Here is a 17,006-nt window from a genome sequence, read left to right on the forward strand (position 1 = left end):
GACTAAGAATAGCGTGAACCGTATCACGTTACAAATTTGTTGACTAGTATGGTAGTATGCATTATCGATCAGGAAGGCAAGGAGAGAATGATGGGTGATCCCGAACAAAAGGACTGGGAGATTTCGAACGATCAGGCTGTTGGCCCGCAGATCCACCGCATTATTCGCGAACGGATCGTGTGCACAGACTTGCTTCCCGGCGTGCGCCTGTCCGAAGCCGAACTTGCCAAACATTTCAATGTCAGCCGCCAGCCGGTGCGCGAAGCCTTTATCAAGCTTGCCGATGAAGGCCTTTTGGAAGTTCGCCCCCAACGCGGCACCTATGTCCGGAAAATTTCGGTCGCCTCGGTTCTTGATGCCCGGTTCGTCCGCGAAGCCATCGAAGCCGATATTGCGCGTTTCGTTGCCAAAGAACCGGACGACGCGTTTCTGGACCGGCTTGAACAGTTAATCATCGATCAGCGCAAGGCCATGCAGGGCGACGCCCGCTCGTTCCTCGCCCTTGATCATGATTTCCATCGGTGCCTCGCCGAAGCGGCGGGCAAGACCTATGCGTGGAAAGTCGTCGAGGACGTGCGCGCCCAGCTCGATCGGGTGCGCTACCTCAGTTACTTCCAGTTCTCGATGCACGACATCATCGAGCAGCACGTTCGAATTGTTTCTGCAATCAAATCACGTGATTGCGAAGCCGCCAGTGCAGCCATGCGTGAACATCTTCGCGAAATTCTGCATACGCTGCCTGATATTGCCCGCTCCAGAACGGAGCTTTTTGACGACGCCAGTTCTGCGTTGTCGCCCTAAGGCATCAACCGAACAGGGAGGAAACGATGCTTAAAAAAACGACCAAGAAGCTGATGATTGCCGGTATGGCTGCAATGATGATGGGAAGTTCCGCAATGGCTGCGGAAATGACCCTGAAGCTCGGCCATCTCGCCAATGAACAAAATGCCTGGCACAAAGCGGCTGTTAAGTTCGGGGAAGAACTTTCGACCCTGACCGATGGCCGTATTGACGTTCAGGTATTCCCGAACGAAACGCTTGGCAAGGAAATCGACCTGATCAACGGCATGCAGCTTGGATCAGTCGATATGACAATCACCGGCGAAAGCTTGCAGAACTGGGCACCGATGGCTGCCCTTCTTGCGGTTCCCTATGCCTATCCGACGCTTGATGACATGGACGCTGTTGCCAGCGGTGAAATCGGCGATCAGATCGAACAGCAGATTGTCGAAAAAGCACGTATTCGCCCGATCGCGTATTTTGCACGCGGCCCGCGTAACCTGACCTCGAACCGCGAAATCAAAAGCCCGGACGATCTGAACGGTCTCAAGCTTCGCGTGCCGAACGTTCCGCTTTTCGTTGATGTCTGGAAATCGCTGGGTGCCCAGCCGACCCCGATGGCGTTCTCCGAAGTCTTTACCTCGCTTCAGGCAGGCACCATTGACGCTCAGGAAAATCCGCTGGCTCTGATCGATTCTGCAAGCTTCAACGAAGTGCAGAAATTCGTGAACAAAACCGAACATGTGCGTTCATGGATCTATCTGACGATTTCGGAAATCACCTGGAACAAACTGTCGGATGCCGACAAGGACGCGGTCATGGAAGCTGCCAAACGCGCGCAGGCCTTTGAGCGTGACCTGTTTGTGGCTGATGAAGAACGTCTGACCCAGGAACTTCAGGCCAAAGGCATGACCTTTGTCGACGTTGATACCCAGGCCTTTGCCCAGAAGGCAAAAGACGCCGTTCTTGCAAATGTTTCCGACGAAATCCGCCCGATTGTCGAAAATCTTTTCGCAAACTGATAGCTGCCGGTTCGGTCGCCCTGGTGCGACCGAACCTTCTTCCTTCGACGGGGACGTAACGTGCTTTACGCCAGACTATACGCATTCATCATTGCTCTTTGCCGGATCGGAACCGGGGCCGCCTTTGGTCTTTTGATTTGCACGGTCCTGATACAGGTCTTTTCCCGGACCTTCCTGCCGAGTTCACCGGTGTGGACCGAGGAACTGACACGTCACACATTGCTGTTTCTGGCAGCGTTCGGCGTCGGCCTGTCGTTCCGTAACGGCGAACTGGTCAATGTCGATATTGTTTGCGAGATGCTGCCGCTTCGGGTTCAGCGCGCCCTGGCATTCATTTCGGCCGGGATCACCGCTGGATTCTGTCTGATATTGCTGTCCCCGGCATGGATGTTTGTTTCAATCGGGGTCCTTCAGACCTCGCCCGCATTAGGCGTTCGGATGGATTTCATTCACGCCACCGTTTTCATTCTGCTTGTTGTGCTCGGTCTTTTTGCAGTGTTGCGAATGGTACGGGTGATTGCCGGTGTCTCTGACGGCAAGGCCGAAGATACGACAAAGGACTTCCCATGAGCCTCGCAATTCTTTTTGGCGTTTTTGCGCTTGGTCTGATCATCGGTCTTCCGGTTGCTGTCACGCTGGGTTTGTCCTCGCTGTGCTATCTTCTGCTTGAAGGCATCCCGCTTGTCGTGATCCCGCAAAAGCTGTTTGCCGGGATGGATGTGTTTGTCCTGCTGTGTATTCCGGGCTTTATTCTGGCCGGTAATCTGATGAATGGAGGCGGCATTACCCCGCGTATTGTCCGGTTTGCCAATGCCATGGTTGGCTGGATGCGCGGTGGACTTGGTCTGACCAACGTTACCGGATCGATGCTGTTTGGCGGCATTTCCGGTACAGCGGTTGCCGATGCTGCATCAATTGGCGGGATGATGATCCCGGGCATGGTGCGCGCCGGATATACGCCTGCTTTTTCCGCGGCTGTGACGGCTGCATCCTCCACCGTGGGCCCGATCATTCCGCCAAGCATGCCGATGATCATCGTCGGGGCACTGTCCGGTATTTCCGTTGGCAAGATGTTCATCGCCGGTGCCATTCCGGGCATCCTGATGGGTCTTGCGATGATGGTGACCTGCTACATCATTGCTGTTCGCCGCAACTTCCCGCATCAACCCTGGCAGGGATTTGGTGAACTGGCCCGCTCCTTTGCCGGTGCTTTCTGGGCGCTGGCAATGACGGCCCTGATTGTGGGCGGTCTGCTAAGCGGTTTTGTGACCCCGACCGAAACGGCTGTGATTGCCAGCCTCTATGCGATGATTGTCGGCTGTTTCATTTATCGGGAACTGCCGCTGCGCAAGGTGCCGAAAATCATCATCGACAGTGCGGTGACGGCTGCTGCCATTCTTGCGCTGGTCGGTCTTGCCAACGTGTTTGGCTGGATTCTGGTTTCTGAACGCATTCCGCAAATGATTTCCGATGCGGTCCTGTCTGTGACCGACAACAAATATGCCGTGATCCTGCTGATCAATCTGGTGCTGCTGATTGTTGGCATGTTCATGGAAACGATTGCGGCATTGATCATTCTGTTCGTCCCGCTTCTGACACTTGCGACCAGCGTGGGGGTCGACCCGATCCACTTTGCGGTCTTTGCGGTTCTGAACCTGATGATTGGTCTGACAACGCCGCCGGTCGGTATCTGCATGTTCATCTGTGCCAATATTGCAAAGGCACCGGTGACAACCGTGATCCGGGCACTGTTGCCGTTCCTGCTGACCAATATCGGCATTCTGTTTCTTGTTTCTTACATTCCGGCGCTGTCAACCTGGCTGCCGTCCCTGATGGAGTAACTCTTTATGCAAACCCGTGTTTGCCGCCTTTACGGTCAAGATGACCTGCGGATTGACAGCGAAGTCACTTCGGATCCGGTCGGGGATGAAGTTCTGATCCGTGTCGGGGCTGGTGGTGTCTGTGGTTCGGACATGCATTACTATTTCGAAGGCGGGATTGGTCAGATCCGCGTGCGCGAACCGATCATTCTTGGCCACGAAGCCGCCGGGACGATTGTTGCTCTTGGCCCGGACGCCCGCGGATTGTCTGTCGGGCAAAAGGTCGCGATTAATCCAAGCCATCCGTGCGGCACTTGCAGCTATTGCCAAAAGAACCTGCAACAGCATTGCCTGAACATGAAGTTCTTCGGTTCGGCGATGCCGATGCCTCATATCCAGGGGGCTTTCCGTGATCTGGTCAATGTGCGGGCCGGGCAATGTTACAGTGTTGGCGATCAAACCGATATCGGGAACGCCGCCTGTGCCGAACCGCTTGCGGTCTGTTTGCATGCTGTGGCGCGGGCCGGTGATTTGACCGGCAAGAAAGTCCTGATCACCGGGGCGGGGCCGATTGGCAGTTTGTGTGCGGCGGCGGCCAAGGTTGCCGGTGCTGCTGAAATTGTCGTTACCGACTTGCAGGATTTCGCCCTTGATGTCGCCCGTCAGATGGGCGCGACCCGGACGATCAATATCGCCAAGGCCGCCGACGAACTGACCCTCTATGAAAAGGACAAGGGACAGTTCGACGTGTGCCTTGAATGCTCTGCCGCACCGGCGGCCCTGCGCACTGCCATCAGCACCCTGCGCCCGCAAGGCATTCTGGTTCAGGTCGGTGTTGCCGGTGAAATGCCCGTACCGTTCAATCCGCTGGTCGCCAAGGAAATCACCATCACCGGTACGTTCCGCTTCCATGCCGAATTTGGCCAGGCGGTCCGGATGATTGATAGCGGCGAAATCGACGTCACCCCGATCATCACCCAGACCTTCCCGCTGGAAACAGCCAAGGAAGCCTTTGAAATCGCCCGTGATCGCAGCAAATCGGTCAAGGTTCAGCTGTCATTTGCCAGCTGATCTGGTGCTGACGGGTGTAACTCCCGTTCGTCCGGTTCGGAAAACATGAATGTAAGGAGGGCTCCTGTTTGGGGTTCTCCTTTTTATTTGGCAGCACTCAGTCATCAGAATTGCAGTCAGACTCGGCTGTTGGCCTCTAAAAAAGACGGTTGCTAATGCAGTGCTGAATGAAAATTCCATGATCCGTACCTGACTGCGGATCAGGTTGCGCTGCGGGCTCGTATGACCAGATGCGCGACGCGCAAGTGTCAGCTATCACTTTGAATTAAATCATACAAACCGAACTGGTCCATCTGACGAGCGGGGGCTGTTTTGCCTGAAAATCGTGTGTTTGCTTGTCCGGTTAGATGTTAATAAAAATTACAACATTGTTTACATCATACATAATATGTATTACCTATGGGCTAGAAACAGAAGATGAGTCGCCACCGCCGGGCGTCCCCGCCTTGCGTCACCATGACTTCGACCCTGCTTTCTCTAACGAACCAATTAAGCAAGCCCCCCGGCGTCGTTCGGGGAAGGGAGGAATACAATGATGATCTCGAAAAATGCCCGGCGTTTCGCCGGCGCGTGCCTGATGACCTGCGCCAGCTTCGCCCTGACCGGCACCGCCTTTGCCCAGACCACCATCAAGATGGCGATGTCTTCGGTTGCCGATCTGGAAAACGACAATGGCATGACCGCCTGGATCATGCAGAACTATGTCAACAGCCACTCGGATAATCTGAAATTCGAAGTCTATGGTTCAAGCGCCCTTGGCGGTGACCAGGACGTCTTGCAGGCCATGCAGCTTGGCGCGGGTGCCACCATGCATGTTGGCGGTACCGCCGTTTATAACAGCATCGTGCCGGTTGGCGGTGTGCTTGATCTGCCGTTCCTGTGGCAGGATTTCGATCATGTCGGTCGTGCGCTGGATGGCGAACTTGGTGCCAAGCTCGAAGCGCGTTTCGAAGAATCCGGCTTCAAGGTACTTGGCTGGGGCTATAGCTGGGGCTATCGCAATGTGGTCACCAACGGCAAGGCGATTGAAAAGCCCGAAGATATCAAGGGCCTGAAGATCCGTACCATTCAGTCCCCGGTTTATGTGGCTGCCCTGAATGCCATGGGTGCCAACGCCACCCCGATGGCATTTGGTGAAATCTACACCGCCCTTCAGACAGGTGTTCTTGACGGCTTTGAACATGCAGCGTCCATGGTCTATTCCAGCAAGCTTTATGAAGTCAGCGACCATGTCGCCCTGACCCGCCATCTGTTCGGCCCGACGGTTCTGACCTATTCCCTGACCCTGTGGAATCAGCTTTCCGAAGAAGATCAGAAAGTCCTGACCGATGCCGCGAAATTCGCAATCGAGGTCAACCGTGCCATGGCCCCGGTCCGTGAACGCAAAGCCCTTCAGCAGCTTGAAGATGTCGGCATGACCATCACCAATGTCGATACAACACAATTCAAGAAAGATGCCGTTCCCCTTCAGGACGAACTGGCTGCCGATCTTGATGCGACCGATCTGCTGAAACTGATCCGCGACGCGCAATAACTCTGTCGGGCCGGTCCCAGTCACCTGGGGTCGGCCCGGTTTTGCCTGTGGATTAAAATGCGACTGATCGGAAAAGGCTCCATTAACATGACACGGTTTTGGGCGGTCATCGACCGTACAATCGAATTGACTATTTTTGTCATCTTCCTTGGCATCGTGATTGTCGGGACGATGCAGGTCTGCAACCGGTTCTTCCTGAACCTTTCGCTAAGCTGGAGCGAGGAACTTCAGCGATATGGCCAAATATGGATCGTCTTTCTCGGCGTTCCGGTGGCTTATCGCCATTGCGCCCATATCGGCATGGAAACCCTGACCGACATGTTATCCCAACGCGGGCGCGGCATGTTCTTTGCCGTGGTCGATCTGTTGTGGATTGCACTTGCCGTCGCCCTGATCACCGGCACGATTGAACTGTCGCACTTCCTGCAAATGCAAAAAAGTCCCGGAATGCGTCTTCCGATGCATCTGGTCTATGCCGCGATCCCCATCGGGTCTGGCTACATGATCATTATCGCCCTGCGCAGGCTCTATTGCTTTTTCCGGCATGGCGCGGCCCTCGATCCTCAAATTCGGAATTAACCAATGTTGATAGGTCTTTTCATTGCCCTTCTCGTGATGATCTTCATGGGAATTCCGGTCATCCTGTCGCTGGGCCTTGTTGGTCTGGCGGGGATTCTGATCGTGCCGGAACTTGCCTTGCCGCTATATCCGCAAAAGATGTTTTCAAGCCTCGACAGCTTCAGCTTGCTGGCCATGCCCTATTTCATTCTGGCGGGCGAGTTGATGTCGCGTGGTGGCATCAGCCGCAAGCTGGTTGATTTTGCCGAAACCGTGGTCGGTCATATGCGCGGCGGTCTGGCCCAGGCCAATATCGTGTCCTCGATGATCTTTGCCGGTGTATCGGGCTCCTCGACGGCGGATACTTCTGCGGTTGGTTCGGTCCTGATCCCGGCCATGAAGGAAAAGGGCTACCCGGCCGGCTATGCCGCCGCCATCACCGCCACCAGCAGCACCATCGGCGCCATCATCCCGCCCAGTATGACCATGATTGTCTATGGCGCACTTGCCAGTGTGTCGGTCGGCGGTCTGTTTTTGGCCGGGATTATTCCGGGCATTCTGATCGGGCTTGCCCTGATGACGGTTGTCTATCTGCATTCGCTTTCTCCCTCGCGTCACCCTGAATTGCAGAAATCCGGTCAGAAATTCTCGATCAAGCGTTGCCTGCGCTCGCTTGTCGATGTCTGGGCCGCCCTTGTTGCCCCGCTGATCATCATCACCGGCATTCTGGGCGGGGTCTTTACCGCGACGGAATCCGGTGTTGTTGCCTGTATCTTTGCCTTTTTGGTCAGTTTCTTCATCTATCGCACGATCAAGTTGCGTGACCTGCCGCAAATCTTTGTCCAAGCCGCGGTTACCACATCGATGGTTCTGGGCATCATCGGCATCGCCAGCGGTTTTGGCTGGTTGCTGTCCTATCTGAATTTCAATCAGTTGATCCTGTCTGCGATCATGTCGACAACACAGGACCCGACGGCGGTCTTCCTGTTGCTGGTATCGGTGATGCTGGTTCTGACGATGTTTGTCGACAGCATGGCGGTCCTGATCATCACCGTGCCAATTGCCGTGCATATCGGTCACGCGGTCGGGATCAATGATCTGCAACTTGGTCTGGCCCTGGTGATGGCGACCCAGATCGGGTCGACGACGCCCCCGGTTGCGGTTTTGTTGTTTGTCGCATCCAGTATTGCGAAATGCCCCTATGGCGAGACCATGCGCTATTCCTGGAGCTTCATCGCAGCCGAAGTCGCCGCCCTGTTGCTGGTCGTGTTCTTTGAACCGCTGACCGTTGCCATCCCGTCTTATGTATTTGGCAGGTAATCAGGCTGCCGCCCTTTTCGAAAGATAAAGATGTTACGTATTTTTCTGACGCATACCCCTGATAGTTTGCCGTTGCTGTTTCCGCCAAACGCACGCGCCAAGCTGCAAGAACAGTGCGAACTGGTGATCAATCCGACCGGCAAGGTTCTGGCGGGCGCGGAACTCGCCCGGGCTGCTGCGGGCTGTGATCTGGTGATTGCGGATCGTCAAACCCCGGTTGATCGCGCGTTTTTTGATGCCGCCCCCGATGTTCTTGCCGTGATGCGATGTGCGGTGGATATCAGCACGATTGATGTGGATGCCGCCACGGCCAATGGTGTTCTGGTCACCCGGTCCATCCCGACCTTTGCCACCTCGGTGTCGGAACTGGCCCTTGGTTTCATGATTGATGGCGCGCGCGGCATCAGTCATTCGGTCGCGGCCTATCGATCGGGCAAACTGCCCGCCCTTGGCATGGGACAACAACTTGCGGGTAAAACGCTTGGCATCTGCGGGTTTGGTGTGATCGGCCGTCAACTCGCAACTTTGGGTCAGGCCCTTGGTATGACGGTTGTAATCACCGATCCGGCCCCGGGCTCCTTGCCTGATGGTATCGGCAATGTGGCATTCGATGTTTTGCTTGGCATGGCCGATTTTGTCGTCTGTCTGGCCCCGTCCATTCCGGAAACGGCGGGCATGTTTAATGCCCGTGCTTTTGCTGCGATGAAGTCCGATGCGATGTTTATCAATCTGGCGCGGGGCGAGCTGGTGGACGAAGACGCCTTGATACAGGCCCTTGATGCCGGGCAGATCGCCTGTGCGGCAATGGATGTCGGCAGTGCCCATGACCAGCGCCCGCCATCGCGTCTGGCAACCCGAAATGATGTGATCGCCACCCCGCATATTGGTGGTCAAACCCCGCAGGCCAGCGAAGGACAGGCAATGCATGTCGCCTCGCAGGTCCTCAAGATCGCAAAGAATGAAATTCCCGACAATGCCGTGAATGCCGATGCAGCAACCCGTCTGCATGCCCGCATTTCATCGTCAAACCCAAACAGCAGGAGCACAACATGACCCGCACCATCGTTGTACCCCGCGGGGCCTGTGATACGCATATTCATGTCTATCGTAAGGGCGCGCAAACCGTACCCGATGCCATTGCCGCACCCGAAGAAGATGACGTCGAAAGCTATCGCGCCGTGCGGGATGCACTTGGTCTGACCCGTGCGGTGATCGTACAGCCAACCGCCTATGGCACCGATAACTCGGTAACGGCCGACGGGATTGTCGCACTGGGCCGTCGCGATACCCGCGGGGTTGCGGTTGTCGATGATAGTGTGTCGGAAAAGACCCTGCGTGATCTGACCGATTCCGGTTTCTGTGGCGCGCGTTTTCAAATGCTTGCAGGCGGTGTAATCCCTTGGGACCAGCTTGATACAATTGCCAATCGGGTTCATGACTTCGACTGGCATGTTCAGTTGCAGATGGATGGTCATAACCTGCCTGATCGCGAAGCACAGATCTTGTCCTGGCCCGGTCGCATCGTCATTGATCATATCGGCAAGTTTCTTGAACCTGTCGAACCCGATCATCATGCCTTTCAATGTTTGCTGCGCCTGATTGATACCGGGCGTGTCTGGGTCAAACTTTCCGCGCCATACGAAGTTTCACGTATCGGTGAACCACGATACAATGATGTATCGGCCCTTGCGAAGGCACTTGTGGCCCATGCACCGGAACGCATGATGTGGGCATCGAACTGGCCCCATATCATGACCACGCCCCGCCCGGATGATGGCAAGATGCTGGAACTGCTCCAGGATTGGGCACCCGATGCGTCCCTGCAACGGCGTATCCTTTGCGAAAACCCGCAAAAGGTTTATGGGTTTGAACCCGTCCTGGCGGATGCCACGCCGGCATGATGGCAAAAAGCAAAACCGACAGAAAAAGAAGTATCTGAATGCACGAAACAGATCAGCAAATCAGACCATTGCGGTCCCTTCATTCCGAGGCGGTCGAAGCCATTGCAAAATGGTTGATGAGCGGACGTTACAATGTTGATGCCGTCCTGCCCAACGAAGCAGAAATTGGCGACGAACTGGGTATTTCGCGAACCGTTGTGCGCGAAGCCATTCGAACCCTTGTCGCCAAGGGTATGCTTCAGGTCCGTCGCAAGACCGGGACAATTGTCCGGCCACTTTCGGATTGGAGCCTGTTTGACCCAGAAGTTCTGGCCTGGCGGTTCCGCTATAACCGGGACACGGTTTTTGTGGATGACATGACGCAGTTTCGTGCGGCCATTGAAACGATTGCTGTCGAAATTTGTGCATCCAATCCGAACTTTGACTGCTCCGATCTTTATGATGCCTGCGACGGTATGGAAGCGGCCCTGAACGGGGACGGGGACTGGTTTACTGCCGACCTTGCATTCCACCGGCATTTGCTCAAGGGGACCGGTAACCAGTTCATCCTGCATATGCAGCCGATGCTCGATAACTTCTTTGATGCCATGCTGTCACCCGAAGTTCTCCTGCCTGAAAACATGCGGATTACCTTGCCCTATCACCGCGCCATTGCCGATGCGATTGCTGCCGGTGATCCGGTACGTGCACGTCAGGCAATGCTGCAACTTGTTCAGAAGGGCCGCGAAGACATCCTTAATCGAATTGAGTCGATTGGTAAGTAAAACGCCGAATTTTGTTTGCGGACTTCTTGCGGTCCTGCCGATCAAATTTGCTTTCAACAACGTCGGAGGTGCCTGCCGCAAACAGTATTTGCACCGGTAATGAGTGGAAATTCAAAACCTTCGGACACAATCAGCGCAGAGGAAGTGCGTTTGGTTCTTTGCTGTCCGGATGTGTTGTGGATGCATTGCCCGATGCAATTTTTGACTATTCCTGAATACTCAAATCCCCGTTTTTACGGGGATTTTTTTATTGCCGCATCCCCACGGTGGGCAAACGGGCATTCGGGTAAATCTTATTGAATAAGGTAAGTTTAATATTCCTACCCTTATGGGAAGTTAAATCGCAAGTTATCTATCTTTTAGTATATTTTATTATGATTATTTGAAGTATTTCGGAAAAATATGTTAGTTTCCCAATGCTTTACCAACTGTGATATATGGACTTAAAGTTTTTTAAACTTGCAAAACTTATGAACAAGCACATGAATTACAGATTGAATATTTGAAATGTCTAATAATAGATTATCAGTGAAAATTGCTCAATCTCAGGATGACATCGAAGCCGTCCAGCGATTGCGCTTTGATGTGTTCTTTAATGAATATCAGGCACAGGCATACACGGACTCCCACGCAGACGGGCTGGACCGTGACATGTTTGATGAACATTGCGCCCATCTGATGGTTGTCGATAACAGCCAGGATGGCCGCGTTGTTGCCACCACCCGTTTGTTGCTGTCGGCCCGCAAGCCTGCCGATGTTCCCTATATCGCGGCATCGGAATTTTCCATTCCTCTGCTCGGGGAAAAGACCGGTAACTATATGGAAGTCGGTCGTTCCTGCGTGCACAAGGATTACCGCGACGGCAACGCGATCCAGCTTCTGTGGCGTGGCATTACCAAATTCGTCTTTGCCTATGACATCGATTTTCTGTTCGGCTGCGCCAGTTTCCATGAAACCGACGCCGACAAGATCGCGACCGAGCTTTCCTATCTGTATCACCGCCATCTGGGCGAGGGCAAAACACTGGCCCGTGCGCTTGAACATATGCCGATGGATCGCGTGCCTGCCGATCAGATCGATGACAAGTCCGCAATGGCAAGCCTGCCGCCGCTGATCAAGGCCTACTTGCAGCTTGGCGGTGTTGTCGGTGATGGCGTGGCGCTCGATGATCAGTTCAACACCCTCGATATCATGATGACGGTCGAAATCGCCAAGGTCCCGCAGACCTACGTTAAGTTCTTCAAAAAGCAGGCAGACCGCCTCGAAATGACCCCCTGAAAGTGTGAGCAATTGAAATGTTGAAACAAGCCCTCTTTGGTGCCTTGAGCTTTGTCTTGCTGGTCTCGTCCAACGGTCTGGTCTCTGCCCAGGAACTTACCGGCCGCCAGATCATGGATGAATCGTCCGACCGTCATGACTTGCCGCGCGAATATGAAGAACTGGACATGAAACTTTCCGAAGACGGCAAGGTCTTCGAGGAACGTGAATTGCGCCGCTATTCGCTTGAAGGTGATGATGGCTTGTTCAAATATCTGACGGTTTTTGACGGGCCTGCCGGGGTTGAAGGTGTGGCATTGCTCAGCTGGCAGAACAAGGGTCGTTCAGACGATCAGTGGACCTATCTGCCCGCAGTCAGCAAAAAGCTCAAACGCACCGCCGGGTCATCCAAGCGTAAACCGTTCCTTGGTACGGACTTCACCTATGAAGACATGACATCTGATGATCGTGATGACTTCACCTATGAACGTCTTGAAGATTCAAACATCGACGGCGAAGAAACCTTTGTCGTCAAAGCCACACCCGCGAACGACGAAGTCTCGCGCGAGACCGGCTATGCATGGCGGATTTTCAATCTGTCCAAGGAAACCTATTTCGTCATTCAGGTCGATTTCTATGATCGTCGCGAAAACCATTCCAAGGTTCAGCGCAACTACGACCCCGAAGTCGTGGCCGATCCGGCAATGCGCCCGAAAAGCACCATCATGACGACGCTGGAAACCAAAACCAGCACCGAAATGATCATTAAGTCCAGAAGTCTTGCCGAAGATGCGGTCGAAGAAGAAATGTTCGAACACCGCTGGATCAAGACCGGCCGATATATGCGTTAATTTTGTCCTGTCATCGCTCCCGCTTCCGGGAGCGATTTCTTTTTTCAGGTAGTCCCGATGACTGTTACCCGCCTCTTCGCACCGGTTTTGCGTCACCCGCTGCTTTGCATACTGACCCTGGTTGTTCTGACTGCCGGTTTTGCGGCCGGCTTGCCACGGATGACAATCGATACCAGCATCCAAAGCCTGATCAGTGATGATGATGTCCATCGGGACAAATATATCGACTTCATCAATCTGTTCGGTTCGGACCGCACGACAATTCTGCTGGTCGAAGACAAGGACATGTGGACGGTCGACAAACTCCAGGAGTTTGAAAACCTCCATTACGATCTTGGCGACATGAAAGACGCCGAAAAGGTCGAAAGTCTGATCAATGTCAGTGATGTCCACGACGAAGACGGGGATGTCGCATCGGGCGCCTTGCTTGATCCGCTGCCCTATGACGCCGAAGAAGCCGCAACCGCGCGTAAATACGCCCTGCAAAACCCGCTTTTCAAAGGCCAGTACATTTCCGAAGACGGCAAGGGGCTGGTCATTATTGTTACCACCCCGTCCTATATTCTCGGCACGGTCAATGATGTCGCCATTGACGAGGAAATGGACAGCATCATTGCGGATTATCGCGATAAATTTGAACGGATCACGATCATTGGCGGTACGCGCCTGAATGCGGAAACCACCGATGTGCTGGTCGGCGAAATGCCGCCGATGTTCCTGTTCCTTGTCGTGATGCTGATTGGCGGCATGTGGGTATCCTCCAAACGTCCGCAGGCCTTTATTCTGCCGCTGATTACCGCAACCCTTTCAACGGTGATCACGTTTGGTTTCCTTGGCTGGACGGGCATTCCGCTTAATATGCTGGGCAGTTTGGCCCCGGTGATCCTGCTTGCACTCGGCTCGACCGAAGACATGCATTTCTTTGCCTCCTATATGGAAGGCCTTAAGAAAGTAAATGGCGAGAAATCTGATCTCAGCCGCCCGGAACTGGTTCTTGCCGCGCGCAAATACATGATCAAGCATGTCGGGTTGCCGACGATCTTGACCGCCGGGACATCGACCCTTGGCTTTGCGGTCAGTGCGATCAGTGACGTTCCTGCGATCCGTGATTTCGGGATCATGGCGGCCTTTGCGATCTTTGCCAATGGCGTGATCACCATCTTGCTGGCACCGTCATTCTTCCATTTCTTTGGGGACAGCAAATACACCAAAAACCGTCTCCCGAACCGCTATCTGCGCCTGGTATCCTATTTCATCGCGCGCAGCTTTGACCGTATCTACAAAAAGCCGGCGCTGTTTATTGCGCCATTTGGCGCGGTATGTGTGCTTGGTGCGGTTGCCGCCACCCAGGTCGAGGTTTCCAACAATCCGCTTGATGCGCTGACACCCGGCCATCCGTTCATGCAGGACTACCGGTTCTCCGAAGAACGACTGGGCGGTCTCGAGGGTCTGACCATCCTGATTGATGGTCAACGCGATCACCAGATCGAAGACCCCGAAGCTCTTGGCATCATCTTCAAGATTGGCAGTGAAATTGAAAAACTGCCGGGCGTGACCATGGCGACCTCGCTGTCTGAACAGCTGGCCCATATCAACCATGTCTGGGGCAATCCGGAAGTCACCCCGCCCGAAACCGCCGATCAGGTTTCGCAATTCCTGATGTTGCTCGAACGCTCTGACATCGAAAGCTACGTCACCCGTGATTTCCGTTATGCGACCATCAAGGTCAAACACACAATCAGCGAAACCAAGGAACTGTTGGCGCTGATTGATGAAATCAACGCCATTCTTGAAACCGATCTGCCGCCCTGGATGAAATACAACATCACCGGCGAAGCACCGCTTGCCGCCTATACGGCAACCAATCTGATCTCGTCGCAGATGCAAAGTTTGCTGTTCCTGGTCGGTGCGATCTATGTGGTGATGTCGCTGATCTTTTCCTCTCTCAAGGCCGGGCTTGGGGCGGTCTTGCCCAATATCTTTGTGCCACTGCTGACCGTCGGGATCATGGGGGCGGTCGGTCTTCCGATGAACCCGCCCCTGATCATCGTGATTGTGGTCTCGATCGGTATTGCGGTCGATGACACCATCCACATGCTCAGCAGTTATAAGGAAAGCTGCCGCAAGATCGCCAATCCGCGTCTGGCGGCCCGCCACACCATCCGTTCCGAAGCGGCTGCTGTTCTGACCACCACCTTTGCGCTTAGTCTGGCCTTCTATTCCCAGTCGGTCTCAAGCCTGTATTACACGCAGGTCTTTGGCATCCTGATGGGCACAGCCCTTCTTCTCGCACTGGTGATTGATATATTCCTGACACCGTTGCTGATGACCCGTTTGAACTTTGTCGGGATCTTCGATCTGGTTACGCAGCGCATTCCGCATTCAAAGCTCGGAAACTTTCCGCTGTTTAACGAAATGCCTGACCGCCATGTGCGCGATCTGATCCTGACCTCGGTACAGCGGGACATGGAACCGGGCGATACCATCATTCAGGCCGGTCGCACGGAACGCAGCCTGATGGTCCTGCTTGAAGGCAAGGCCGGTGTGTATATCGCCGACCATGACGGCGGGCTAAAGCGCATTACCGACATGGTCGAAGGCGATACTGTCGGCGAAATGTCGCTTCTGGCCGGAACACCGCGTTCGGCAACCGTAATTGCCGATACCAAGTGCTGGCTGATTGAAATTGATGCCGATCTTTTGCGCCGTCTGCAATTGACCCAGCCCTATCTTCTTAGCCGCGTTTACAAGAATATCGGTACAATCTTGTCGGCGCGCTTGCTCGCAGCCAATGAAAGCAAGAAATAATCATGCGACATTTTTTGCGACTGACACCTTTTGCTTTGGTTCCGGCTGTGCTGGCGTCACCGGCCTACGGGTTTGACGGGCTTGACGATATCGAAATCAGTCAAAGCATCAAATCGACCGGCACGATGTTCAAATCCGATACTGCCGATGGTGTTGAAAACAACGCCTATGAGGCAAGCCTTCATTACTCGGCCAAGACCGACCTTTATCTGACCGATACGCTCAGCATGGTTTTGTCGGGATATGTCCACGGTGCGTCCCATACCGAGATATCGGGGGCGTTTGTCGGCCCGAACAACAGTAAAAGCCGCTCGCCCTATGGCGATCTGATCGAGGCGGGCGTGCGCTGGGACGGGGATGATTCGACGATTAAAATCGGCAAGTGGAAACAGAATTACGAATTTGCCGAACGTCTGACCCTGCTTAATCGCTATAATCTTGGCGATTACACCGTGCCGCTAAACAACGTCAATACCGGTAACTGGCTGGTGCAATGGCAGCGTTTCTTTGACGAAGGCAACCTTAATGTCACGGTGATGCCCTATCACCCGGCAACCGGGCAACCCTACAAATATGGGCGCTGGGGCGGGGCGGACAGCAATGGCTCGCTTGACTCGAAATACACAATCGGCGGCAAGGAATACACCTATAAGGAAGAAAACCTGACCACCGACAAGCCCGACCTGACCCTGATCTGGGAAGGCAGTGCCGAGCTGTTTGACTATGCCATTGGCGCTTCGCGCGCCCAGTCGCTTTATTCCGTTTCCAAGGAAGGCGAAGTGGTTGGCGAACGCTATACGGTCTATCCATACGCCACCAGCGTGTTTGGCGGGATTTCCTGGCCTCTGGATAGTGTCCGTCTGTTCATGGAAGCCTATTATCAGAATACCGATGATGGCATTGACGATGATTTCGTGCGGGTCAATACAGGGATGGCGTTCAATTTCTACAACACCGCTGAACGCATCGGCCTCGAAGATTTGAATGCCTCGCTGGAATTTCTGGCGGATCGCACTGTTGAAAAACAGTCGAACCCGGAATATAGCACGCCAAGTTCATATTCCCGGCCGTTCCAGAACGCGCTTTACGGCGTGGTCAGTGCCAAACTGACCAGCGACTGGACCCTGTCACAGGAACTGGCCCGCGGGTTTAGCAAACGCGACCTGCTGTCCATGACCAAGCTGACCTATAACTTTGATGATTCCACAAGGCTTGCTGTGCAATATACCATCTTTGACGGTATCCGTGACGTCAGCCTGTTCGGAAACTGGAAAGACAATGATAACGTCACCATGACGTTCACCAAGGATTTCTAACTGC

15 protein-coding genes are annotated in these 17,006 nt (G+C 54.1%); all 15 read left to right on the forward strand.

What is annotated here, in order from left to right:
* Positions 1-90: 90 nt before the first annotated feature.
* Positions 91-801: a GntR family transcriptional regulator gene (locus TH19_RS01755; RefSeq protein ID WP_114100584.1), complete on the forward strand. Its 711-nt coding sequence runs from the start codon at positions 91-93 to the stop codon at positions 799-801.
* A 26-nt stretch (positions 802-827) separates the two neighbouring features.
* A complete protein-coding gene (locus TH19_RS01760) occupies positions 828-1,802 on the forward strand; it encodes a TRAP transporter substrate-binding protein (RefSeq protein ID WP_114100585.1) in 975 nt (324 codons plus the stop codon).
* Between the two features lie 60 nt (positions 1,803-1,862).
* Positions 1,863-2,372 (forward strand): TRAP transporter small permease, encoded by a 510-nt coding sequence (locus TH19_RS01765; protein WP_114100586.1) that lies wholly within the window; start codon positions 1,863-1,865, stop codon positions 2,370-2,372.
* Entirely contained in the window at positions 2,369-3,643 is a 1,275-nt protein-coding gene (locus TH19_RS01770) for a TRAP transporter large permease (RefSeq protein WP_114100587.1), read from the forward strand. Before TH19_RS01765 ends, TH19_RS01770 begins: the two co-directional genes overlap by 4 nt.
* A 6-nt stretch (positions 3,644-3,649) precedes the next feature.
* Positions 3,650-4,693, forward strand: a complete 1,044-nt coding sequence (locus tag TH19_RS01775; RefSeq protein ID WP_114100588.1) for an L-idonate 5-dehydrogenase — start codon at positions 3,650-3,652, stop codon at positions 4,691-4,693.
* Between the two features lie 532 nt (positions 4,694-5,225).
* Entirely contained in the window at positions 5,226-6,227 is a 1,002-nt protein-coding gene (locus tag TH19_RS01780) for a TRAP transporter substrate-binding protein (protein ID WP_114100589.1), read from the forward strand.
* 87 nt (positions 6,228-6,314) lie between these two features.
* Positions 6,315-6,806: a TRAP transporter small permease gene (locus tag TH19_RS01785; protein ID WP_181846266.1), complete on the forward strand. Its 492-nt coding sequence runs from the start codon at positions 6,315-6,317 to the stop codon at positions 6,804-6,806.
* 3 nt (positions 6,807-6,809) lie between these two features.
* On the forward strand, positions 6,810-8,105 hold the full coding sequence (locus tag TH19_RS01790; protein ID WP_114100591.1) for a TRAP transporter large permease: 1,296 nt from the start codon (positions 6,810-6,812) through the stop codon (positions 8,103-8,105).
* 30 nt (positions 8,106-8,135) lie between these two features.
* Positions 8,136-9,158 (forward strand): NAD(P)-dependent oxidoreductase, encoded by a 1,023-nt coding sequence (locus tag TH19_RS01795; protein WP_114100592.1) that lies wholly within the window; start codon positions 8,136-8,138, stop codon positions 9,156-9,158.
* Positions 9,155-10,006: an amidohydrolase family protein gene (locus tag TH19_RS01800; protein ID WP_114100593.1), complete on the forward strand. Its 852-nt coding sequence runs from the start codon at positions 9,155-9,157 to the stop codon at positions 10,004-10,006. The genes TH19_RS01795 and TH19_RS01800 overlap by 4 nt, the downstream gene beginning before the upstream one ends.
* Before the next feature lie 38 nt (positions 10,007-10,044).
* On the forward strand, positions 10,045-10,770 hold the full coding sequence (locus TH19_RS01805) for a FadR/GntR family transcriptional regulator (RefSeq protein ID WP_114100594.1): 726 nt from the start codon (positions 10,045-10,047) through the stop codon (positions 10,768-10,770).
* Between the two features lie 528 nt (positions 10,771-11,298).
* Positions 11,299-12,048, forward strand: a complete 750-nt coding sequence (locus TH19_RS01810; RefSeq protein WP_181846267.1) for a GNAT family N-acetyltransferase — start codon at positions 11,299-11,301, stop codon at positions 12,046-12,048.
* Between the two features lie 17 nt (positions 12,049-12,065).
* Positions 12,066-12,878: an outer membrane lipoprotein-sorting protein gene (locus TH19_RS01815; RefSeq protein ID WP_114100596.1), complete on the forward strand. Its 813-nt coding sequence runs from the start codon at positions 12,066-12,068 to the stop codon at positions 12,876-12,878.
* A gap of 57 nt (positions 12,879-12,935) precedes the next feature.
* Positions 12,936-15,686 carry a cyclic nucleotide-binding domain-containing protein gene (locus tag TH19_RS01820; RefSeq protein ID WP_114100597.1) on the forward strand — a complete coding sequence of 917 codons (2,751 nt, stop codon included), beginning with the start codon at positions 12,936-12,938 and terminating at the stop codon, positions 15,684-15,686.
* Between the two features lie 2 nt (positions 15,687-15,688).
* Positions 15,689-17,002: a hypothetical protein gene (locus tag TH19_RS01825; protein ID WP_147250692.1), complete on the forward strand. Its 1,314-nt coding sequence runs from the start codon at positions 15,689-15,691 to the stop codon at positions 17,000-17,002.
* The last annotated feature ends 4 nt before the right edge of the window (positions 17,003-17,006 follow it).

Origin of the sequence: Thalassospira profundimaris (assembly GCF_003326675.1) — a bacterium.
GTDB classification, from domain to species: domain Bacteria; phylum Pseudomonadota; class Alphaproteobacteria; order Rhodospirillales; family Thalassospiraceae; genus Thalassospira; species Thalassospira aquimaris.